18 protein-coding genes and 2 tRNA genes are annotated in these 20,297 nt (G+C 71.5%); 17 read left to right on the top strand and 3 right to left on the bottom strand.

Annotated features, from left to right (window positions below):
• Nucleotides 1–90: 90 nt before the first annotated feature.
• Nucleotides 91–1,167, bottom strand: coding sequence for a M48 family metallopeptidase (locus PUR53_RS45000; protein WP_329899546.1), 1,077 nt, complete (start codon nucleotides 1,165–1,167; stop codon nucleotides 91–93).
• A gap of 98 nt (nucleotides 1,168–1,265) precedes the next feature.
• Between PUR53_RS45000 and PUR53_RS45005 the strand changes: the two genes are divergently transcribed.
• From PUR53_RS45005 to PUR53_RS45050, 10 genes are all read left to right on the top strand, one after another.
• The gene (locus tag PUR53_RS45005) at nucleotides 1,266–1,436 is read left to right on the top strand and encodes a hypothetical protein (RefSeq protein ID WP_184894148.1); all 171 of its coding nucleotides are present in this window, start codon (nucleotides 1,266–1,268) and stop codon (nucleotides 1,434–1,436) included.
• Nucleotides 1,437–1,613: 177 nt separating this feature from the next.
• Nucleotides 1,614–1,781: a hypothetical protein gene (locus tag PUR53_RS45010; protein ID WP_045557516.1), complete on the top strand. Its 168-nt coding sequence runs from the start codon at nucleotides 1,614–1,616 to the stop codon at nucleotides 1,779–1,781.
• A gap of 58 nt (nucleotides 1,782–1,839) precedes the next feature.
• Nucleotides 1,840–2,550 carry a nicotinate-nucleotide adenylyltransferase gene (nadD, locus tag PUR53_RS45015; RefSeq protein ID WP_329899547.1) on the top strand — a complete coding sequence of 237 codons (711 nt, stop codon included), beginning with the start codon at nucleotides 1,840–1,842 and terminating at the stop codon, nucleotides 2,548–2,550.
• Nucleotides 2,551–2,566: 16 nt separating this feature from the next.
• Complete coding sequence (locus PUR53_RS45020) at nucleotides 2,567–4,381, top strand: LCP family protein (protein ID WP_329912331.1); 1,815 nt, start codon at nucleotides 2,567–2,569, stop codon at nucleotides 4,379–4,381.
• A 163-nt stretch (nucleotides 4,382–4,544) separates the two neighbouring features.
• The gene (gene rsfS, locus PUR53_RS45025; protein ID WP_045557513.1) at nucleotides 4,545–4,991 is read left to right on the top strand and encodes a ribosome silencing factor; all 447 of its coding nucleotides are present in this window, start codon (nucleotides 4,545–4,547) and stop codon (nucleotides 4,989–4,991) included.
• The gene (locus PUR53_RS45030; protein WP_329899549.1) at nucleotides 4,988–5,656 is read left to right on the top strand and encodes a histidine phosphatase family protein; all 669 of its coding nucleotides are present in this window, start codon (nucleotides 4,988–4,990) and stop codon (nucleotides 5,654–5,656) included. The genes rsfS and PUR53_RS45030 overlap by 4 nt, the downstream gene beginning before the upstream one ends.
• Before the next feature lie 132 nt (nucleotides 5,657–5,788).
• Nucleotides 5,789–5,861 (top strand) — tRNA-Ala (locus tag PUR53_RS45035).
• Nucleotides 5,862–6,086: 225 nt separating this feature from the next.
• Nucleotides 6,087–6,257, top strand: a complete 171-nt coding sequence (locus PUR53_RS45040) for a hypothetical protein (protein ID WP_329899550.1) — start codon at nucleotides 6,087–6,089, stop codon at nucleotides 6,255–6,257.
• Nucleotides 6,258–6,260: 3 nt separating this feature from the next.
• The gene (locus tag PUR53_RS45045; RefSeq protein WP_005479297.1) at nucleotides 6,261–6,494 is read left to right on the top strand and encodes a hypothetical protein; all 234 of its coding nucleotides are present in this window, start codon (nucleotides 6,261–6,263) and stop codon (nucleotides 6,492–6,494) included.
• A gap of 246 nt (nucleotides 6,495–6,740) precedes the next feature.
• Nucleotides 6,741–6,813: transfer RNA gene (locus PUR53_RS45050), tRNA-Ala, on the top strand.
• A 118-nt stretch (nucleotides 6,814–6,931) separates the two neighbouring features.
• Here the strand turns inward: PUR53_RS45050 and PUR53_RS45055 are convergent.
• Together PUR53_RS45055 and PUR53_RS45060 are read right to left on the bottom strand one after the other, a co-directional pair.
• Complete coding sequence (locus tag PUR53_RS45055; RefSeq protein WP_329912332.1) at nucleotides 6,932–8,548, bottom strand: NADH-ubiquinone oxidoreductase-F iron-sulfur binding region domain-containing protein; 1,617 nt, start codon at nucleotides 8,546–8,548, stop codon at nucleotides 6,932–6,934.
• A complete protein-coding gene (locus PUR53_RS45060) occupies nucleotides 8,545–9,957 on the bottom strand; it encodes a cytochrome b/b6 domain-containing protein (protein ID WP_329912333.1) in 1,413 nt (470 codons plus the stop codon). The genes PUR53_RS45055 and PUR53_RS45060 overlap by 4 nt, the downstream gene beginning before the upstream one ends.
• Nucleotides 9,958–10,361: 404 nt before the next feature.
• Here PUR53_RS45060 and leuS point away from each other — a divergent pair, with 404 nt between their 5' ends.
• From leuS to PUR53_RS45095, 7 genes are all read left to right on the top strand, one after another.
• Nucleotides 10,362–13,223, top strand: coding sequence for a leucine--tRNA ligase (leuS, locus tag PUR53_RS45065; RefSeq protein ID WP_329912334.1), 2,862 nt, complete (start codon nucleotides 10,362–10,364; stop codon nucleotides 13,221–13,223).
• Nucleotides 13,224–13,496: 273 nt separating this feature from the next.
• Nucleotides 13,497–14,228 (top strand): hypothetical protein, encoded by a 732-nt coding sequence (locus PUR53_RS45070; protein ID WP_329899554.1) that lies wholly within the window; start codon nucleotides 13,497–13,499, stop codon nucleotides 14,226–14,228.
• A 90-nt stretch (nucleotides 14,229–14,318) separates the two neighbouring features.
• Nucleotides 14,319–15,164, top strand: coding sequence for a DegV family protein (locus PUR53_RS45075; protein ID WP_329899555.1), 846 nt, complete (start codon nucleotides 14,319–14,321; stop codon nucleotides 15,162–15,164).
• A gap of 195 nt (nucleotides 15,165–15,359) precedes the next feature.
• On the top strand, nucleotides 15,360–16,529 hold the full coding sequence (locus tag PUR53_RS45080; RefSeq protein WP_329912335.1) for a ComEA family DNA-binding protein: 1,170 nt from the start codon (nucleotides 15,360–15,362) through the stop codon (nucleotides 16,527–16,529).
• A gap of 86 nt (nucleotides 16,530–16,615) precedes the next feature.
• Nucleotides 16,616–19,105, top strand: a complete 2,490-nt coding sequence (locus PUR53_RS45085; protein ID WP_329912376.1) for a ComEC/Rec2 family competence protein — start codon at nucleotides 16,616–16,618, stop codon at nucleotides 19,103–19,105.
• A 4-nt stretch (nucleotides 19,106–19,109) separates the two neighbouring features.
• The gene (locus PUR53_RS45090; RefSeq protein WP_329899575.1) at nucleotides 19,110–19,928 is read left to right on the top strand and encodes an arylamine N-acetyltransferase family protein; all 819 of its coding nucleotides are present in this window, start codon (nucleotides 19,110–19,112) and stop codon (nucleotides 19,926–19,928) included.
• A gap of 101 nt (nucleotides 19,929–20,029) precedes the next feature.
• On the top strand, nucleotides 20,030–20,275 hold the full coding sequence (locus tag PUR53_RS45095) for a hypothetical protein (RefSeq protein ID WP_329899576.1): 246 nt from the start codon (nucleotides 20,030–20,032) through the stop codon (nucleotides 20,273–20,275).
• Nucleotides 20,276–20,297: the final 22 nt, after the last annotated feature.

Here is a 20,297-nt window from a genome sequence, read left to right on the forward strand (position 1 = left end):
GCCCCGTGCTTTTCGGCCCGAAAGGGCCGTAGGCCCTTAAGGGGCGCGGGGAACTGCGCGACCAGCCCCCACTCACCCGCACCCGACCACCTACTCGTCGTCGCGGGGCCGGTCCTCCTGGGCGGTGGACGCGCCGCCGCCGAAGCCTCGGCGGACCCGGCCGCCGAGGTCGCCCGCGCCGCCCGCGATGTCGGTGACCAGCTTCATCAGCGGGTCCTTCGAGTTCTTCACGCTGCTCGTGTAGTGCGTGGCGGACTCGCGGAAGGAGTCGGTCACCGAGGTGTCCTTGTCCTCGCTGCGCCGCGGGTAGTGCCCGTCCATGATCCGCTGGAAGTCACGGGACTCGGCCCACTTCTTCAGCTCGGCCGCGCGCACCGTGGTGAAGGGGTGCGAGCGGGGCAGCACATTGAGGATCTTGAGGACGGAGTCGCGCAGGTCGCCCCCGGCCTCGTACTCCTCGGCCTGCGCGAGGAACGCGTCCACGTTCATCTCGTGCAGGTGGTTGCCGCCCGCGATCTTCATCAGACCGCGCATCGACGCCGTGACGTCCTGCCCGACCAGCAGACCCGCCCGGTCGGCGGACAGCTCCGACTTGCGGAACCACTCGCGCAGCGCGGTCACGATCGCCATGATCGCGAGGTTCCCCAGCGGGATCCACGCGATCTTCAGGGCGAGGCTCGTCAGGAAGAGCAGTATCGTCCGGTACACCGAGTGGCCGGACAGCGCGTGGCCCACCTCGTGACCGACGACGGCCCGCATCTCCTCCTCGTCGAGCAGCTCGACGAGCCCGGTGGTCACGACGATGATCGGCTCGTCCAGACCGATGCACATCGCGTTCGGCTGCGGGTCCTGGTTCACGTACATCGGCGGGACCTTCTCCAGGTCCAGGATGTAGCACGCGTCCCGCAGCATGTCGTTGAGGTGGGCGAACTGCTGGTCCGAGACCCGTACGGAGTCGGACAGGAACAGCAGCCTCAGGCTGCGCTCCGGCAGCAGACCGCTGAGCGCCTTGAACACCGTGTCGAAGCCGCTGAGCTTGCGCAGCGCCACCAGCGCCGAGCGGTCCGCGGGGTGTTCGTACGCCCGGGAGGAGATCCCCTCGAAGCGCCTGCGCTGCCTGCTCGGCACGTGCTCGTGCCCGTTCTGCTCGTGGCTGTCGTCCGGCATGTTTCCCCCATGCTCTGTTTGCCCATGTTGCCCCCGAAGCGGGGTCCAGCCTAGGCGGAGTTACCGTGGCAGGGCATCAACCGTAAGGAGCGATCTCCATGGGACATCTCCCGCACCCGCCCGCGTCCGCCTGGCTCACCGAGGCCGCGGACGTCGCCGCGAAGGAACAGGGAGCGGGCAATCTGCTGCGCGTGGTGCTGATCGTGATGGTCCTGGGCTCCGTCCTGATGGCGTGGTTCCTGCTGCGTGGCTACAAGCGGGACGACTGACTCCCGCCGACGACAAGGACACCGACGGCGCGCGAACGGTTGTCTCGAACGGGAAGTACGCGCTCCGCGGCGCCCCCGTTCACTCCTGGGCGGAGTCGGCGTGATCGCCGACGCACCCCCCGCTTACGATGGGCGGGTCTTTATCCCGATCCCACACCCGGATAGGTCACGCCGACGATGAGCTTCCACAGCACCGCTGCCGACTTGGTCACTCTCGCCGCCGAGGGCGGCGGGGAGCACGGCGGCAACCACGAGAGCCTCAGCCCCTACCTGACCGGCGGCGGAGCCTTCGTCGCCCTGATGCTGCTGCTGTGGATCACCACCCGCTTCAACCGCGATCGCTAATCCGCGCAAAAGGACGTTCGAACGGTGCGCGTCGGCCGGGCCGGTAGGCTCTCCACGCATGGGAGAGCAGGAAATGCCTACCGGTCCGGGGCTCGACAAGGCGGCGGACCAGGCGAACGACACCACGGACGGCCGGGCCGACAGCGGCTCCGGCGCACCGGGAAACCCCCCGTCGGAGCACGGTAGGCGCCGTCTCGGCGTCATGGGCGGCACGTTCGACCCGATCCACCACGGGCACCTCGTGGCGGCCCAGGAGGTCGCCGCGCAGTTCGGTCTCGACGAGGTCGTGTTCGTGCCGACCGGCCAGCCCTGGCAGAAGTCCCACCGCTCGGTCTCGGCGGCCGAGGACCGCTATCTGATGACGGTCATCGCCACGGCCGAGAACCCCCACTTCTCGGTGAGCCGTATCGACATCGACCGCAAGGGTCTCACCTACACCATCGACACCCTGCGCGAACTGCACGAGCTCAACCCCGAGTCCGACCTCTTCTTCATCACCGGCGCCGACGCGCTCGCCCAGATCCTCACCTGGCGCGACGCCGAGGAACTGTTCTCCCTGGCACACTTCATCGGGGTCACCCGTCCGGGTCACACCCTGGCCGACCCGGGCCTGCCCGCGGGCGGGGTCTCCCTGGTCGAGGTCCCGGCGCTCGCCATCTCCTCCACGGACTGCCGTGCGAGAGTCGCCAAGGGCGATCCCGTCTGGTACCTGGTGCCGGACGGCGTCGTGCGCTACATCGACAAGCGGCAGCTGTACCGCGGCGAGTGAGCCGAGAGGGGCACCGGTGAACGACCGTTACGACGCCGGCTACGGGGGCGGCGACCAGAGTTACGAACTCGTCGGCTACGACGAGTACGGGCAGCCGGTGTACCGACAGGCGCCCGCCCAGCAGGTGCCTCAGCAACAGGCGTACGACCCCTACGGGACCCAGCAGCACGGGACCCAGCAGACCCAGGGGCAGCAGCAGGGATACGGCCAGGGCTACGGCTACGACCCGTACGCGACCCAGCAGCAGTACCCGCAGGGCTACGGCACGGGCGGCGCGGGCTACGACCCGGGCCACCAGGCGCAGGGGACCGGCTACGACCCGTACGACCCCTACGGGCAGACGGCCGCCACCGGCCTGCAGGCGCCCGTCACGGAGCAGACCGCCTACATCCCGCAGCAGTCGGTACCCCAGACGGCCGCAGGGGAGAGAGGGCCCGTCGCCGACGACGTCTCCCCGGAGGGCGACCCCGGGGAACGGGATTACCGCACCGAGCAGTTCGCCTTCGTCGAGGAGCCCGACGGCGACTCCGAGGACGTCATCGACTGGCTGAACTTCACCGAGAACCGCACCGAACGCCGCGAGGAGGCCAAGCGGCGGGCCAAAAGCCGAATGGTCGCCCTCGTGGTGGTCCTCGCCCTGGTCGCGGTCGGCGGCGTCGGCTACCTGTGGTGGGCGGGCATGCTGCCCGGGGCGTCCTCCGACGAGCAGACCGGCACCACCACCTCGGCGGCCGCCCAGAAACGGGACGTGATCGTCGTCCACCTGCACGACACCAAGGGGGGCGGCACCTCCACGGCGCTGCTGGTGAACAACACCACCACCGAGCGGGGCGCCACCGTCCTCATCCCCAACGCCCTCGCCCTCACCGGCGACGACGGCACCACGACCACCCTCGCCAAGTCCGTCGACGACGACGGCTCCTCCGGCACCCGTGACGCCCTCGACACCGTCCTCGGCACCGACATCGAGGGCACATGGCGGCTCGACACCCCCTACCTGAACAACCTCGTCGGCCTCGTCGGCAACATCGACGTCGACACCAACACCGACGTGCCCGACCCCGAGGCGAAGAAGAAGGGCGCGGCCCCCCTCGTCACCCAGGGCAAGGCACAGACCCTCAGCGGCAAGATGGCCGTCGCCTACGCCACCTACCGGGCCTCCGGCGAGCCGCAGGACGCGCAGCTGAAGCGGTTCGGGCAGGTCATGCAGGGCGTGCTGCGCAAGCTGTCCTCCGACTCCCAGGCCGCCACGGTCACCGTGCAGACGCTGGCCCAGATCCTCGACCCCTCGCTCAGCGACAAGGACCTCGGCACCTTCCTCGCCAAGCTGGCCGACCACGCCAAGGGCGGCGACTACAAGACCGAGCTGCTGCCCGTCCAGCAGGACGGCACGCTCAGCGCCGAGGACTCCGACAGCGTGGTCAAGGACCTGCTCGGCGGCGCCGCGAAGAGCCCCGACGCCGGGGACGCCGTCCGCGTCGGCATCCGCAACGCCACCGGCGAGAAGGACGCCACCGAACAGGCCCGCGTCGTCGTCCTCAACGGCGGCTACACGTTCCTCGACGCCGGCACCACCGCCACCGCCCAGGCGACCTCACAGGTCACCTACTCCGACGCGGCCCGCAAGCAGGACGCCATCGAGGTCGCCAAGACCCTCGGCCTGCCGACCAGCGCCGTCAAGAAGGGCCAGACCACGTCCAACGCCGACGTCTCCGTCGTCCTCGGCCAGAACTACGAGACGACGGACACCACCGGGGCCACGGGGACGACCGGCACGACCGGCACGACCGGCACCACCGGCACCACCGGCACCACGGGGACCACGGGCTGACCGGGCCGGGCGATCGAGCAGGGTGATCGACAGCAGGCCCCGGAGCCGCCGTATCGGCGCCGCTCCGGGGCCTGATCCGTTAACCCGTGGGGCGGTGCCGGTGGGCCGTGAGATCCTTGCAGTAACCCGCGAGGGTCCCTGACCGACGACCGAAAGCCGTGTAGTGACCGCCACAGACCGCTCCCTCGAGCTCATCCACACCGCCGCGCAGGCGGCCGCCGACAAGCTCGCGCACGACGTCATCGCGTACGACGTCAGCGATGTGCTGTCCATCACGGACGCCTTCCTGCTCGCCTCCGCGCCCAACGACCGCCAGGTCAAGTCGATCGTCGACGAGATCGAGGAGCGGCTGAACAAGGAGCTCGGCGCCAAGCCGGTCCGCCGCGAGGGCGACCGCGAGGCCCGCTGGGTGCTGCTCGACTACGTCGACATCGTCGTGCACGTCCAGCACAGCGAGGAGCGGGTCTTCTACGCCCTGGAGCGGCTCTGGAAGGACTGCCCCGAGCTGGAACTGCCCGCCGACGCCAAGGCCACCCGCGGCAAGGGCGAGGAGCACGCCAAGCTGCGGGCCGCCGAGGAGGAGGCCGAGCTGGGCGGGGAGCTGCGGTGACGGGCGGCATCGACTCCGCGGATCGCAGGGGCCGGGGCCGCCGCCTCATCCTGTGGCGGCACGGCCAGACCTCGTGGAACGTGGAACGCCGCTTCCAGGGCACCACGGACGTCGAGCTGACCGAGACCGGCCTCGGCCAGGCCCGTCGCGCGGCCCGGCTGCTGGCCTCCCTCAAGCCCGACGCGATCGTCGCCTCCGACCTCGCGCGCGCCGCGAACACGGCCGCCGAGCTGGCCGCGCTCACCGGCCTGGAGGTCAGCCACGACGAGGGCCTGCGCGAGACCTACGCCGGCGTCTGGCAGGGCCTCACGCACGACGAGATCATCGCCAGGCACGGCGACGAGTACGCCGCGTGGAAGCGGGGCGAGCCGATCCGCAGGGGCGGCGGCGAGCTGGAGACCGAGGTCGCCGACCGCGCGGCCCCCGTGGTGCTCCGGCACGCCGACAAGCTCCCGGAGAGCGGCACCCTCGTGGTCGTCAGCCACGGCGGCACCATCCGCACCACCATCGGACGCCTCCTCGGCCTGGAGCCCCACCACTGGGAGAGCCTCGGCGGCCTCTCCAACTGCTGCTGGTCCGTCCTCGGCGAGGGCGCCCGCGGCTGGCGGCTCCTGGAGCACAACGCCGGCACACTCCCGGAGCCGGTCCTCGGCGACGACGACTGAGCCCCGTAAGAGGCCTGGTCACACGGCTCGGGGCCCGGATTTCACTTTCCGGCTGGTCGCAGGCTAAAGTTCTTCTTGTTCGCCCCGCCGAGCGGGGCGAAACACCGAGTGGCCACCGTTCGTGTGGCACGAGGGGCTATAGCTCAGTTGGTAGAGCGCCTGCATGGCATGCAGGAGGTCAGGAGTTCAATTCTCCTTAGCTCCACAGATCGGTACAGAAGATCCCGTTCCCGTGAGGGAGCGGGATTTTTCGTGTGTGACCTGCGTCCCTTCTTGAGCAGGTGCGGCCCCGGAGGCGTATACCTCTGCGGACGGCCTTCTTTCCCGCTCCGTGCGGGGTCTGGTACGAAGGCGTCGCTGACCGTATTGGCCCGGCCGTGGCAGAATCAAACGGCCGGAAGGGGGCGCGGCCCGACGGGAGGGAGAAGCGATGCCTGCGAGCATCCGCGGGAGGGTCCACGACCTTCCCGCCGCGGTGGTGATGCGGAGCAAGACCACCCTCCTCTGCCCTTCCTGCGGCTCGCTCCACGTTGCCCAAGTCCTCGGTGACAACGGAGGGATCTCCTACGTGTGCACGGCCTGCGGCCGCAGCTGGAGCTGATCGATGGGTGCACACAGGAGGAAGTGCGACTGGTGCGGCAGCGGCACCCCCATCGTCCGCGACATGGAGCCCGTCAACGCCGACTACCAGTACTGGTGCGAGGAATGCGCCCGGGCGCTGATCATAAAAGGCGACCCGATCGAGACGTACCGTGAGCTGGAGGGCGAGCCGATCTACGGCCGGCTCCTCGAAGAGCACTGCACGCTCAAACGCTTCTACTCGTTCGTGACGGCCTGAGCGTCAACTCGGCGCCCGTCCCCGGCAGTCGCCCGTCCCCGGCCTGTCACGGGCGCCCCAGCGGCCGCGTGACGGCCGTCGGGGGGCGGGACGGTGAACGGAGGCTGAGCGGGGGGCCTGCAAAATCCGGCAAAAGTGCCCTGATCCGCCCATAGTTCGCTCCCGACGGAAACGATTTGGTGGTGCGCGCGGGGGACCGGTAATGTTGGCGTCGTCGCCAGGGAAACCGGGCGGACAACACCGCAAGGGGCTATAGCTCAGTTGGTAGAGCGCCTGCATGGCATGCAGGAGGTCAGGAGTTCAATTCTCCTTAGCTCCACAGAAAAGACCCCGTCCAAGTGGACGGGGTCTTCGCGTTGTTGGCGACGACGACGGCGCGGACGGAGAAAAGGGCGGGCCACCCCGAGTGGGATGGCCCGCCCTTACGCGTACGTGCGTCAGCGACCGCTGCCCAGGGCCCGGCGGCCGCGGCCCTGGGAGAGGACCGGGAGGTTGCGGGACGGGGCGGAGGGGCGGTTGTCCTCCTCGATGCGCAGGGCGAGCGCGGGGCAGCGGCGCACCGCGCGCAGGGCCTTCGCCTCGGCGTACTGCGGGACCTTCGCCTGGGCGACGGTGGGGAAGCCGTCGGCGCCGAGCTGGAAGACCTCGGGGAGGATGTCGGCGCACAGGCCGTGGCCGCGGCAGAGCGTCCAGTCGACGAAGATCTTCTGACGGCTCGCGCCGCTCTCCTCCTCGCCCGCGCCGCCCGGAATGCCGGTCGGCATGCGGCCGCCCTCGAAGAGCGGCAGCACGCCCTCCACGGGCCGGCCGCAGCCGTTGCCCAGGACGTGTGCCGCGAGGTCGTCCGTGAACGCCTTGATGGTCGATTCCAGGAACATCGCGGAGCCGTCGGGGTGCGAGCAGGCGCCGCGTCGCTTGACGTTCTTCGCGACCTGCTTGAGGGCTTCCAGGGCGGCCGGGCCGCCGCCGTTGAGGATGTCCTCCATACCGCGTGCGGCGGCGGGCAGCCCGAGGTAGCAGGGGCCGCACTGGCCCGCGCTCTCCTCGGCGAGCCACTTGGCGACCTGCAGCGACTCGCCGAGCGGGCAGGTGTCCTGGCTGATGGGCAGGATGGCGCCCGCACCGAGCGCGCCGCCCACCGCGTCCAGCGAGTTGCGGGAGACGACCGCCTCGTTGACCGTCGCCGCGTCGATCCACTTGCCGTGGTAGCCGCCGGTCAGGACGCCCTGCGGGACCGGCGGCGCGCCGGCGAGCTGGAGGATGTAGCGCAGCGGCACGCCGGTGGGCGCCTCGATCACCATGGGGCGGGCGACCGCGCCGGAGACGGTGAGCATGACGGTGCCCGGCTCGTCGTACAGGCCGGTGTTGCCGTACCGCTCGGAGCCGATGCGGGCGCCGATGGCGAGCTGGGCGAACGTCTCGGCGTTGGAGAGCAGCGTCGGCGCGCCGCCGACACCGCTCTTGGAGGCGCTGGTCTTGCGGCCGGGCGGGATCGGCGGCCCGCCGTCGATGGAGCGGATCAGCGAGCCGGCGGCGCCGGTGACCATACGGACCGGGTTGCGCTGCACGCTCGCGCGGATGGCGGCGCCGCGCCGGTTGCTCAGGCCGCGCTCGGCGAGGGCGGCTTCCATCGAGCGCTGGGTGGATTCACGTGTCACCCCGATGACCAGTTGGCGGGCGCCCAGGGCCTCCGCGACCAGCAGGGCGCCGTCCAGGATGAGGTGCGGGGCACGGTTGATCAGCACCGTGTCCTTGCGGCAGGCGGGTTCGTCCTCGCTGCCGTTGACGACCACGACGGGTCGGATGCCGCGCTTGATCGCCGACTCGGCGACCGAGCGCAGTTTCTTGTGGAACGGGAAGCCCGCGCCCCCCCTGCCCTTGAGGTTGATCCGCTCGGACAGCTGGGCGAGTTGCTCGCCGCCCATCGGTTCGAGCGGACCGTGCACCTTCAGGTGCATGGGGAGGTCGAGTCTCTCGACGAGGTCGAAGCCCGAGGTGAGTTGGGGAAGACCCACCACTCGGACTTCGGGGACGTCGGGAAGGGCCTCGTTCACTTAAATCCTCCGGAAGGCGCGTTCCAGGGTTCGCCTGAGCCCGGCTGGTTGTAGTCCTCGTAGCCGGACAGCGTTTCAGTGGCGGGACCGCTGTTGTACGTGTCGTTCGGGTTGTACGTGCCGTAGGGGGCGTTCGTCTCAGCGGTTCCGTAGGAAGTTTCGGAAACCACGGGGTTGGCCCCGGTGTTGTACGTCTCACCCTGGTACGCCTGGCCCGGATACGCCTGGCCTCCCTGGTACGACTGTCCGCCCAACGGCTGCCCGACGAAGGTGTCCTGCATCGGGTCGTACGCCGACGGGGGCGCCTCGCCGACCGGCGGCGGGGAGGGCGCCGGCCAGCGGGTGCTGCCCGTGGTCGAACCGTCGTCCATACGGGGCATGGCCTGCGTCGGCTGCATGTCCAACGGCGGCTGCTGCTGGGTCAGATAGGGCGCCGTGGGCTCCTGGGCGCGCGGGGTCATCGACACGGCGCGGTACGCGGCCGCGAAACCGGGGCCGCTGTCGGCCGAGGCGCCCGCGCGCTGCGGCGGCACCAGCGGGTCGCCCAGCGGGGGGTTGCCCTGTCCGCCGCCGAAACCGGGCAGCGGGAACTGGCCGGTGTCCCGCATCCCGTCACGCTGTCCGCCCTCGCGCCGGCCGCCTTCACGGCGCCCGCCGGTCTCGTCCAGGCCCTGCAGGGCCGAACGGGACTTCACGAGTTCGTCGACCTCGGGGGGCCGCTGGCCGTCGGTGCCCAGGATGGCGGCGACGCGCTCGACCACCCCGCGCTTGACCTCGCGCGGCGCGGCCCGCAGCAGCAGGGCGGCGGCGACGGCGACCAGGCCTGCGGAGTAGAGGATCACGAAGATCGGCTTGGCTTCGCGACCCGCGTAGAGTCCGTGCACGAGCGCGAAACACCAGGCTGGGTAGGCCATCATGTGCATCGCGCGCCAGCGTGCCGCGACCGGCGCCGGGGAGGCGAAGTTGCTGCGCAGGGCGCCGGTGATGGCGACGAAGATCATCAGGGAGCCGGCGGTCGCGCCGAAGCCGATGAGCGCGCCCGACCCCGTCACGCCGAGGGCGAAGGGGAACAGGGCGAGCGCGGAGACGTGGTTCAGCGCCAGCTTGACCGAGACATGCAGCACGAGGAACGCCACCGAGGCGATGGCGGTCGTCCGGTGGACGGCCTGGCCGATGATCCGCTGGCGCACGGTGAGCAGCGTCCGGTCCTGGGCGACGAGCCCCCAGAGCACCGAGAGCGTCAGCGAGACGAGGGAGAGAACGCCAGCTCCGAAGTCGAGGAACTCCCGGTATGCGTCACCTCCGACCAGCACACTTACGGGTATCAGCAGCAGAGCGGCAGCCGTGGCTATCCCATAGGCCGAACGGCCGGTCTGGGGCAGCGAGCTGTTACTGCGAGGACGGTTCATGGGGGCAACTCCGAACAGTTCGGGAAAGCGGTCCCGTCGTCGAACTGTAAGTGGTGCCAATACCGGGCGGTACGAGGTTTGAGTTATTGCGTTGTTATCAAGGGGCAATCTCACATCTGTGATGTCCCTTAGCGACTGTTACGCGAAGTAAGATTTGAATAAAGTTCAACTTTTTTGGCCGGATTCCGTGGCTGACACGCTGCGGGTCCGTGTCCATCTGGGCTGCGGTACCCTGACCGCATGCGTGCCGTACGCCTTCTGCTTAGCGGGCCGCGCTGATCAGTCCCGACCGCCTCTGACGGCGTGGTCGGCATCAGCGCGGCGTCCCCTCCTGTGCGAGGGGATTTTTCGTTTCCTGGACGAACAGCCCGCTGGCAGAGACGATCGATGGAGCTTTGAGGATCATGAGCGAGACGAACCCCGCTGCCGCCGAAGTGGCCGCGCACCGCTACACGGCCGCCGTCGCGGCCGACATCGAGGCACGCTGGCAGGACTTCTGGGACGCCGACGGCACGTACGCGGCGCCGAACCCCACGGGCGACCTGGCGGGCGACGCGGAGCTGGCCGCCCGGCCCAAGAAGTTCATCATGGACATGTTCCCGTACCCGTCCGGTGCGGGCCTGCACGTCGGCCACCCCCTGGGTTACATCGCCACCGACGTCTTCGCCCGCTACCAGCGGATGACCGGCCACAACGTCCTGCACACCCTGGGCTTCGACGCCTTCGGCCTGCCCGCCGAGCAGCACGCCGTGGCCACCGGCGAGCACCCCCGGGTCACCACCGAGGCCGCCATCACCAACATGAAGTCCCAGCTGCGCCGGCTGGGCCTGGGCCACGACAAGCGCCGGTCGTTCGCCACGATCGACCCGGACTACTACAAGTGGACCCAGTGGATCTTCCTGCAGATCTTCAACTCCTGGTACGACGACGAGGCGAGGAAGGCCCGCCCGATCGCCGACCTGGTCGCCCAGTTCGAGTCCGGGGAGCGCGCGCTGCCCGGCGGCGGCTCCTGGAGCGCGCTGAGCGCCGGTGAACGCGCCGACGTCCTGGGCGAGTACCGCCTGGCCTACGCCTCCGACGCGCCCGTCAACTGGTGCCCCGGGCTGGGCACCGTGCTGGCCAACGAGGAGGTCACCGCCGACGGCCGCTCCGAGCGCGGCAACTTCCCCGTCTTCAAGGCCAAGCTGCGCCAGTGGAACATGCGGATCACCGCGTACGCCGACCGTCTGCTGGAGGACCTGAACGAGCTGGACTGGCCCGAGGCCATCAAGCTGCAGCAGCGCAACTGGATCGGCCGCTCCGAGGGCGCCCGCGTCGACTTCCCCATCGACGGCGAGAACATCACGGTCTTCACCACCCGCCCCGACACCCTGTTCGGCGCGACCTACATGGTGCTGGCCCCCGAGCACCCGCTGGTCGACAAGTTCACCCCGGCCGCCTGGCCCGAGGGCACCCACGACGTGTGGACCGGCGGGCACGCGACCCCCGCCGAGGCCGTCGCCGCCTACCGCGCGCAGGCCGCCTCCAAGTCCGACGTCGAGCGGCAGGCCGAGGCCAAGGACAAGACCGGCGTCTTCACCGGCTCGTACGCCACCAACCCGGTCAACGGCGAGCGGATCCCGGTCTTCATCGCCGACTACGTCCTGATGGGCTACGGCACCGGCGCGATCATGGCCGTCCCGGCGCACGACACGCGCGACTTCGCCTTCGCCCGCGCCTTCGAACTGCCGATCGTCTGCGTGGTCGAGCCCACGGACGGCCGCGGCACCGACACCTCGACGTGGGACGAGGCCTTCGTGTCGTACGACGCGAAGATCGTCAACTCCACCGGTGCGGGCGTGTCCCTGGACGGCCTGGGCGTCGTCGAGGCCAAGGCGCGCATCACCGAGTGGCTGGAGCGGTCCGGCATCGGTGAGGGCACCGTCAACTTCCGGCTGCGCGACTGGCTGTTCAGCCGCCAGCGGTACTGGGGCGAGCCCTTCCCCATCGTCTACGACGAGGACGGCGTCGCCCACTCGCTGCCCGAGTCGATGCTGCCGCTGGAGCTGCCCGAGGTCGAGGACTACAGCCCGCGCACCTTCGACCCGGACGACGCCGACACCCAGCCCGAGACCCCGCTGTCACGCAACGCCGACTGGGTGAACGTCACGCTGGACCTGGGCGACGGTCCCAAGCGCTATCGGCGTGAGACCAACACGATGCCCAACTGGGCCGGTTCCTGCTGGTACGAGCTGCGCTACCTGGACCCGCACAACTCCGAGAAGCTGGTCGACCCGGAGATCGAGCGGTACTGGATGGGCCCCCGCGAGGGCCAGCCGCACGGCGGTGTCGACCTGTACGTCGGCGGCGCCGAGCACGCCGTGCTGCACCTGCTGTACGCGCGCTTCTGGTCCAAGGTCCTGTTCGACCTGGGTCACGTCTCGTCGGCCGAGCCGTTCCACAAGCTGTTCAACCAGGGCATGATCCAGGCCTTCGTCTACCGCGACAGCCGTGGTTTCGCGGTGCCGGCCGCCGAGGTGGAGGAGCGCGACGGCGCCTACTACTACCAGGGCGAGAAGGTCAGCCGCCTGCTGGGCAAGATGGGCAAGTCCCTGAAGAACGCGGTCACCCCGGAGTCGATCTGCGAGGAGTACGGCGCCGACACGCTGCGCCTGTACGAGATGGCGATGGGACCGCTGGACGTCTCCCGGCCGTGGGACACGCGCGCGGTGGTGGGCCAGTTCCGGCTGCTGCAGCGGCTGTGGCGCAACGTCGTCGACGAGGCCACCGGTGAGGTGACGGTCGTCGACACTGAGCCCGGCGAGGACACCCTGCGGGTGCTGCACAAGGCCATCGACGGGGTCCGCCAGGACCTGGAGGGCCTGCGGTTCAACACCGCGATCGCCAAGGTCACCGAGCTGAACAACCATCTGACCAAGGTGGGCGGCCCGGTCTCCCGCTCCGTCGCCGAGGCCCTGGTCCTGTTGGTCGCGCCGCTGGCCCCGCACATCGCCGAGGAGCTGTGGCGCAAGCTGGGGCACACGGACTCCGTCGTGCACCAGGACTTCCCCGTCGCCGACCCCGCGTACGTCGTCGACGAGGCAGTCACCTGTGTCGTCCAGATCAAGGGCAAGGTCAAGGCCCGGCTGGAGGTGCCGCCGACCATCTCCGAGGAGGAGCTGGAGAAGGCGGCCCTGGGCGACGAGAAGGTGGTCGCGGCGCTGGCCGGGGCGCCGATCCGGAAGGTGATCGTGCGGGCGCCGAAGCTGGTGAACATCGTCACGTGAGTGCGGTGGGGGCGACGCCGCCGGGAGGCTGTGTGGCCGCGTGGCTTGTGTGGCCGTGTGGCCGTGTGGTGACCTCGGGTAGCCGCCGGTGGACCTGCCGTGGACCTGCCGCTGTCGCGGTGGGTGGTGGTCCGGGGTAACGGCCGACGGTGGTTCGGGGTCGTCCCCTACGGGCAGGTTCCGGGTTCCGATGGAACCTGGGGCCTGCCTGTTGCGTTTACCGTGGAAGAGCGCCGCTGCACATGCCCGTGCCGGTCGGAGGAGGAGCGCGTCGTGGAAGCCGTCATCGCAGTCGTCGCCCTGATCTTCGTGCTGCTCGTGGTGCTGGGCGCGTACGCCACCGTGAAGGCGGTCGGCGCGGCCAAGCGCGGCGTGGACCGTACGATCACGCAGGCCAAGCGGACCGTCGAGGACACCACCCTGCGCGCCAGAAGCCTGGCCCAGCCGGGCCCCGTCGGGCAACTGGCCGATCTGCGGCTGAAGTTGCGCACCTCGATGCGGGCCACGCAGGAGGCTCTGCATGCGGGCGTGGGCGAGGACGAGTCGCTCAAGGAGTCCCTGGCCCTGTTCGAGCAGCTCAGCAAGCACGGCCGTGAGCTGGACGACGAGCTGCGGCGCCTGGAGCCCGAGCCCGACCGCGCCAAGCTGGCCCAGCGACTGCCCGCGCTGCGCGAGCGCACGGAGCGGATCATCAAGTCCGCCGACTCGCTGCGCTGGGCGGCGCACGACCGGGCCCGCAAGTTCGCGGAGGACGACCTCGACACGCTCAGCGCGCAGATCGACGTCGAGGCGGGCGCGTTGCGGCACTGGACGACGGAACCGGCCGCGGTGTGGCCCGAGGCGCCCAAGCCGGAGCCGACCGCCACCACCGGGCAGACCTGGCAGGAGACGCCCGGTGGGGAGGCCTCTGGCGGCCAGGAGCCGCCCAGGCCCGCGATCACGCCGCCGAGCGCCCGGCCGACCTACCCGTGGCAGAAGAAGTCCCACCCGGAGAGCACCACTTGAGGCACTCGACCCGGGCGGGCCGCTCCGCGCGGTCGCGGGTGACAGGGGCCGAGCTGCCGTCGGCGCGGCTCGGCGGGTAACCTCCAGCTCATGTCCCGCCATGTCGCGATCGTCACCGATTCAACGGCCTACCTGCCGCCGCCGGCGATGGAGCGTCACAGCATCACCGCGGTGCCGTTGACCGTGGTCCTCGGCGACCAGGCGCTCGAAGAGGGGACCGAGATCTCGGCCCGCTCCCTGGCCCAGGCACTGCAGAAACGACGGTCCGTCACCACCTCCCGTCCCAGCCCCGAGCTGTTCGCCGAGACCTACCGCAGGGTCGCGGAGTCGGGCGCCACGGGCATCGTCTCCCTCCACCTCTCCGCCGAGTTCTCGGGCACGTACGACGCGGCCGTGCTCGCGGCACGCGAGGCACCCGTGCCGGTGCGCGTCGTGGACACCGGGATGGTCGCGATGGCCCTCGGCTTCTGCGCCCTGGCCGCCGCCGAGTCCGCGGAGGCGGGCGGCACGGTGGACGAAGCCGTCACGGCCGCCGAGAAGCGGGCCGCCGGGACGTCCGCGTTCTTCTACGTCGACACCCTGGACTACCTCCGCCGGGGCGGACGGATCGGTGCTGCCCAGGCGCTGTTCGGGTCCGCGCTGGCGGTCAAGCCGCTGCTGCAGCTGGACGGCGGCCGTATCGAGATGCTGGAGAAGGTCCGTACGGCGTCCAGGGCGATCGCCCGCCTGGAGGAGATCGTCGCCGAGCGGGCGGGCGGGGCGCCGGTCGACATCGCCGTCCACCATCTCGCGGCGCCGGAGCGGGCGTCCGCGCTCGCGGAGCGGTTGCGGGGCCGGGTGCCCGGGCTGGCCGATCTGCATGTGAGCGAGGTCGGGGCGGTGATCGGGGCCCACACCGGGCCCGGGTTGCTGGGGGTAGTCGTCTCGCCTCGATGAGGCGGGCGAGGTCGCTCGGGTGGGGTCCGTTCGTTCGGGTCGACGTGTGTGGGGTCCGTTCGCTGGGGTCGCTCGTGTCGGGACGGTTCGCTCGTGTCGCTCGTGTGGGTGACGGAGTTATCCACAACTGGGTAGTAATCCACGGGAATTGAGCAAGATCATCGCGAGTGGTCGGGGGTGCCCGATCCTCGTCGCATGGCACTTCGATCACGTTCACGTACGGCGACGGTCACCAGCGGCCCCGGCCGGGGCCCCTCCTCCGACGGGCGCGCCCGGCATCACCACCCTCGGCGGCCGAGGGGCAGGGCCGGCCGCCGCCACCAGGCATCGGCGGAGACGCTCCGTCTGCGCGCGGAGGCGTTGTTTCCCGAAACGGCCAGGGAGCCTCGGGAGTTGGGGCACGGACCGCCGCCGGAGGTGCCCCGAGGGAGGACGGGGGGTGAGGTCACGGATGCCGGTGACGGGGCTGTGTCCGGTCGCGGGGCCGGAGGCCGGGCCGCGTCCGGTTCTGATGGCGGTGACTGCGCTGCGTCTGTCTCCGAGGCCGACGAGGGGACCGCCGGCCGTGCCCCTGGGAGTGCCTGGCGGGAGCGGGTGGGGCCTGCCGTGCGGGAGCGATTGCCGTTGTGGTTGCAGGTGCGGTGCGGCATCGAGCGGAAGAGCGTGGTCGCGCTGAGCGTGGTGCTGGTCGTCGCGGCGGTCTTCGCGGCACAGCACTTCTGGACGGGCCGGACCCAGCCGGTGAGCGCGCCCGAGGTGGTGCGGGCGGGAGCTCCGGGTGCCTCGGTGGCACCGGGGGGCGCGGAGGCACCGTTCGGTGCGCCCGGAGGCGGCGGCGCGGGGGCGGTGTCGGGCGCCCCGCCCGGGTCGGTGGCATCCTCGGCCGGTCCCCTGATCGTGGTGGACGTCGGCGGCAAGGTGCGCAGACCGGGCATCCAACGGCTGCCGGCCGGTTCGAGGGTCGCCGACGCGCTGCGGGCGGCGGGCGGGGTCCGGCCGGGAACGAACACCGACGGGCTCAACCGCGCCCGGCTCCTCGTGGACGGCGAACAGGTCCTGGTCGGCACCCCGGCGCCGGCGGCCGGACCGGGCGCGGTGCCGGGGGCCGGATCGGGCGGGGGCGGCGGTGCGGCGGCCGGGGCGGGCGGAGCCGCCGCAGGCTCGGCGCCCACGACCCCCGTATCGCTCAACACCGCCACCGCCGACCAACTGGACACACTGCCCGGCGTGGGCCCCGTCCTCGCCCAGCACATCATCGACTACCGCACACAGCACGGCGGCTTCCGCTCGGTGGACGAGCTGCGTGAGGTCAACGGCATCGGCGACGCCCGCTTCGCCGACCTACGGAATCTCGTACGGCCATGAGGGCGGCGGGAGAGGAGGAGAGGGTGTCGGCGGTGGCCGGGGCGCGTGAGTCGCCCGGGGCGCCCGGTGTTCCGCCGCGATCCGCGGTGCACGCGGCTTCGGGGAGCCGGCTCGGCGACGCGCACCCCCGGCAGGAGGGGCCCACGGATCTGCGCCTCGTCCCCCCGGCGCTGGCCGCGTGGGCGACGGCGGCGCTGACGGTGCACGCCTCGCCGGGGTGGATCACGGGAGTGGTCGTGGTGTGCGTCGCGGCGGGTGTGGCTCTGCTCGTCGCCCGGCAGGGGCAGGGGCAGGGGCAGGGGCGTGGGCGTGGGGGCCTGCGCCGGGGTGGGGCCTGGACGAAGGTTTCCGTCGCAGCGGTGCTGCTCTGTGCGGGCGCGGCTGCCCTCTCCGCCGGGCTGCACGGGGCGGATCTGCGACGGGGGCCGGTCCCCGGGCTGGCCGAGCGGTATGCCCGTGTGACTGCGGATGTGGAGCTCACCTCCGACCCGCGCCTCACCCGCCCCCGGGTCCAGGGCAACCGCGCGGCCCCGGCAGCGGTGCTCCTCCAGGCCGAGGTACGGCGTGTGCGGAGCCCGGACGGTGCGGTCGTCGACACGCGGACTCCGGTGCTGGTCATCGTCGACGTGGAGGCGGGGGCCGGCCGGGCGGCCTGGCTCTCGCTGCTGCCGTCCACGCGGGTGCGGGTGGCCGCGCAGGCCGTGCCGGCCATGGTCGGGGGAGACCGGGTGGCCGCCGTGCTGAGGGTGCGGGGCGGTGGGGCTCCGGTCGTGGTGGAGGGGGCGAGCGAGGTGCAGCGGGTCGCGGGGCGGTTGCGCGCGGGGCTGCGGGAGGCGACTGACGGGCTGGACGCGGACGCGCGGGCCCTGTTGCCCGGGTTCGTCGTCGGGGACACCTCGCGGGTTCCGGCGGAGTTGGACGAGGCGTTCAAGGCGACCGACCTCACTCATCTCCTGGCCGTCAGCGGCGCGAACTTCACGATCCTGCTGGCCCTGTTCATCGGTCCGCCGGGGCTGGCTCAGCGGGCCGAGCGGAAGGGGCTGGCGCCCCGGCTCGGGATCCCGTTGCGGGCGACCGCGTTGGCCGGTGGGGCGCTGACACTCGGGTTCGTGATCGTGTGCCGGCCCGACCCGAGCGTGGTGCGGGCCGCGGCGTGCGGTTCGATCGCGCTGCTGGCCATCGCGACGGGGCGCCGCCGGTCCCTCATCCCGGCACTGGCGACGGCGGTGCTGCTGCTGGTGCTGTACGACCCGTGGCTGGCCCGTAGTTACGGCTTCCTGCTTTCGGTCCTCGCGACCGGCGCCCTGCTCACTCTCGCTCCCCGCTGGAGTGCGGCGCTCCAGCGGCGCCGGGTGCCGCCGCGTCCGGCCGAGGCGCTGGCGGCGGCGGGAGCCGCGCAGGCGGTGTGCGCGCCGGTCGTGGCCGTGCTGTCGGCCAAGGTGAGCCTGGTGGCGGTGCCGTGCAATCTGCTGGCGGAGTTCGCGGTGGCCCCGGCGACGGTGCTGGGGTTCGCCACCCTGGCGACGGCACCGGTGGCGATGCCCGTGGCCGAGTGCCTTGCCTGGTGCGCGAGCTGGCCGGCGGGCTGGATCGCCGACATCGCCCGCACCGGGGCCTCGTTGCCCGGCGCGGGCGTGGACTGGCCGGGCAGCTGGGCCGGTGCGCTGTTGCTCGGCCTGGTCACCGTGGTCGTCGTCCTCGTCGGACGGCGGCTGGTGAGCCATCCGTGGCTGGTGGGGGCCTGTCTGATGGCGTTCCTGCTGGTCGTGGTGCAGCCACCGCCGCTGACCAGGGTGATCACGGGGTGGCCGCCGCCCGGATGGCGCTTCGTGATGTGCGACGTGGGCCAGGGGGACGCGACCGTCCTCGCGGCGGGCGACGGGGCGGGGGTGGTCGTGGACGCGGGTCCCGATCCGGTGCTGGTCGACCGCTGTCTGACCTCGCTCGGCATCACCGAGATTCCGCTGGTGGTGCTCACCCACTTCCACGCCGACCATGTGGTGGGGCTGCCGGGCGTGCTGCGGGGGCGCTCGGTGGGGGCGATCGCGACGACGGGGTTCGAGGAGCCCGTGGAGCAGGCGGCCTTCGTGCGCAGGGAGGCGGCGGCCCGCCGGATCCCGCTGACGCGGGCCGTGGCCGGGGAGGAGCGGCGCACGGGCAGCCTCGCCTGGCGGGTGCTGTGGCCGCCGGGCGACGCGGTCACGCCGGACGGGCCGAACGACGCCAGCGTGACCATGCTCGTCCGCTCGGCCGGGCTGACCCTGCTGCTCCTCGGCGACCTGGAACCGCCCGGTCAGCGAGAGCTGGCGAGGTCCGCGGAGGCCGCCGCGCTCGGGGCCGTGGACGTGGTGAAGGTCGCCCACCATGGTTCGGCCTACCAGGATCCGGGGCTGATACGGGCCATGGCCCCCGACCTGGCGCTCATCTCCGTGGGCGCGGACAACCCGTACGGCCATCCGGCGCCCAGTACGGTCGCGGCGCTGCGGGCCGGGGGTGCCACGGTGCTGCGTACGGACGAGGACGGCGCGGTCGCCGTCGCGGGTACGGCGAAGGAGTTGCTCGTGGCGCGAGACTGAGGGCATGGACACCGCAGAACTTGATGCCTACCTTCGCCGTCTCGGGGCCGAGCAGCAGGCCTGGCCCACCGTCGACGCACTGCGCGAACTGCACCTGCGCCATCTGCGGGCGGTGCCGTTCGAGAACCTGTCGATCCACCTCGGAGAGGAGATCGTGCTGGAGGAGAAGCGGCTGCTGGACAAGGTGGTCGGGGAGCGCAGGGGCGGGTTCTGCTTCGAACTGAACGGATTGTTCGGGGCGTTGCTCTCGAAGCTCGGGTTCGACGTGACGCTGCTCGCGGCGCGGGTGTACGGCGAGGAGGGGCGGCTCGGGATCCCGTACGACCATCTCGCGCTGCGGGTGCGGACGGTGGACGGGGGTGACTGGCTGGCCGATGTCGGGTTCGGGGCGAACAGCCACTGGCCGCTGGAGTTCGGGAACCGGGCGGAGCAGGAGGATCCGGGAGGCATGTTCCGCGTGGCCGAGGCGGACCGGGAGAGCGGGGGCCGGGAGTTCGGGGACCTGGACGTGTTCCGGAACGGCAAGCCGCAGTACCGGCTGGAGACGCGGCCGAGGGTGCTCGGGGACTTCGTGGCCGGGGTCTGGTGGCACAGCACCTCACCGGCCTCCCACTTCACCCAGTCCCTCGTCTGCTCCCGGCTCACGGACGACGGCGGCCGTATCACCCTCAGCGGCCGCGCGTTCACCACCACCTCGGCGGACGGCGCCCGCGAGGTGACCGAGCTGGTCTCGGACGAGGAGGTACTGGCGGTGTACCGGGACCACTTCGGGATGGAGCTGGACAGGGTGCCGGAGGTGGGGAAGGGGCGCGGGGTGGGGTAGCGGGGTGGGGCGGGGTGGGGGAGGGCTCCCGGGAGGGAGGGAGGGGAGGGTGGGGGGAGGGGGAGGGAGGGCCCCCAGGGGGGGTGGCGGAAGATGGGGGCGTGAGTGATGTGAGGCATGTGCTGGTGTTGCCGGACCGGGATGCGGCTGAGGAGGTTGTCCAGGCGCTGGGGGAGCGGTTCGGGCTGGATGAGGAGCCGCAGGTGGTGCGGGACGCGTTGGCGGGGGAGGACGACGCCGAGGACGCGCAGTGGTTGGTGGTGCTGCGGGACGAGCGGGAGCGGTTCGATCCGGTGGCGTTGGACGAGTTCGTGGGGGAGTGGGAGGGGTGGCGGGAGGAGCCGTGACGCTCCGCTGGGGGCGCCGGGT

Origin of the sequence: Streptomyces sp. SP18BB07 (genome assembly GCF_036322545.1) — a bacterium.
Taxonomy (GTDB): Bacteria; Actinomycetota; Actinomycetes; order Streptomycetales; family Streptomycetaceae; genus Streptomyces; species Streptomyces deccanensis.

Excerpts from the sequence above, each read along its gene's own strand:
- PUR53_RS45000 (WP_329899546.1), bottom strand. The coding sequence starts at position 1,167 with ATGCCGGACGACAGCCACGAGCAGAACGGGCACGAGCACGTGCCGAGC.
- PUR53_RS45005 (WP_184894148.1), top strand. The coding sequence starts at position 1,266 with ATGGGACATCTCCCGCACCCGCCCGCGTCCGCCTGGCTCACCGAGGCC.
- PUR53_RS45010 (WP_045557516.1), top strand. The coding sequence starts at position 1,614 with ATGAGCTTCCACAGCACCGCTGCCGACTTGGTCACTCTCGCCGCCGAG.
- nadD (WP_329899547.1), top strand. The coding sequence starts at position 1,840 with ATGGGAGAGCAGGAAATGCCTACCGGTCCGGGGCTCGACAAGGCGGCG.
- PUR53_RS45040 (WP_329899550.1), top strand. The coding sequence starts at position 6,087 with ATGCCTGCGAGCATCCGCGGGAGGGTCCACGACCTTCCCGCCGCGGTG.
- PUR53_RS45045 (WP_005479297.1), top strand. The coding sequence starts at position 6,261 with ATGGGTGCACACAGGAGGAAGTGCGACTGGTGCGGCAGCGGCACCCCC.
- PUR53_RS45060 (WP_329912333.1), bottom strand. The coding sequence starts at position 9,957 with ATGAACCGTCCTCGCAGTAACAGCTCGCTGCCCCAGACCGGCCGTTCG.
- leuS (WP_329912334.1), top strand. The coding sequence starts at position 10,362 with ATGAGCGAGACGAACCCCGCTGCCGCCGAAGTGGCCGCGCACCGCTAC.
- PUR53_RS45075 (WP_329899555.1), top strand. The coding sequence starts at position 14,319 with ATGTCCCGCCATGTCGCGATCGTCACCGATTCAACGGCCTACCTGCCG.
- PUR53_RS45080 (WP_329912335.1), top strand. The coding sequence starts at position 15,360 with ATGGCACTTCGATCACGTTCACGTACGGCGACGGTCACCAGCGGCCCC.
- PUR53_RS45090 (WP_329899575.1), top strand. The coding sequence starts at position 19,110 with ATGGACACCGCAGAACTTGATGCCTACCTTCGCCGTCTCGGGGCCGAG.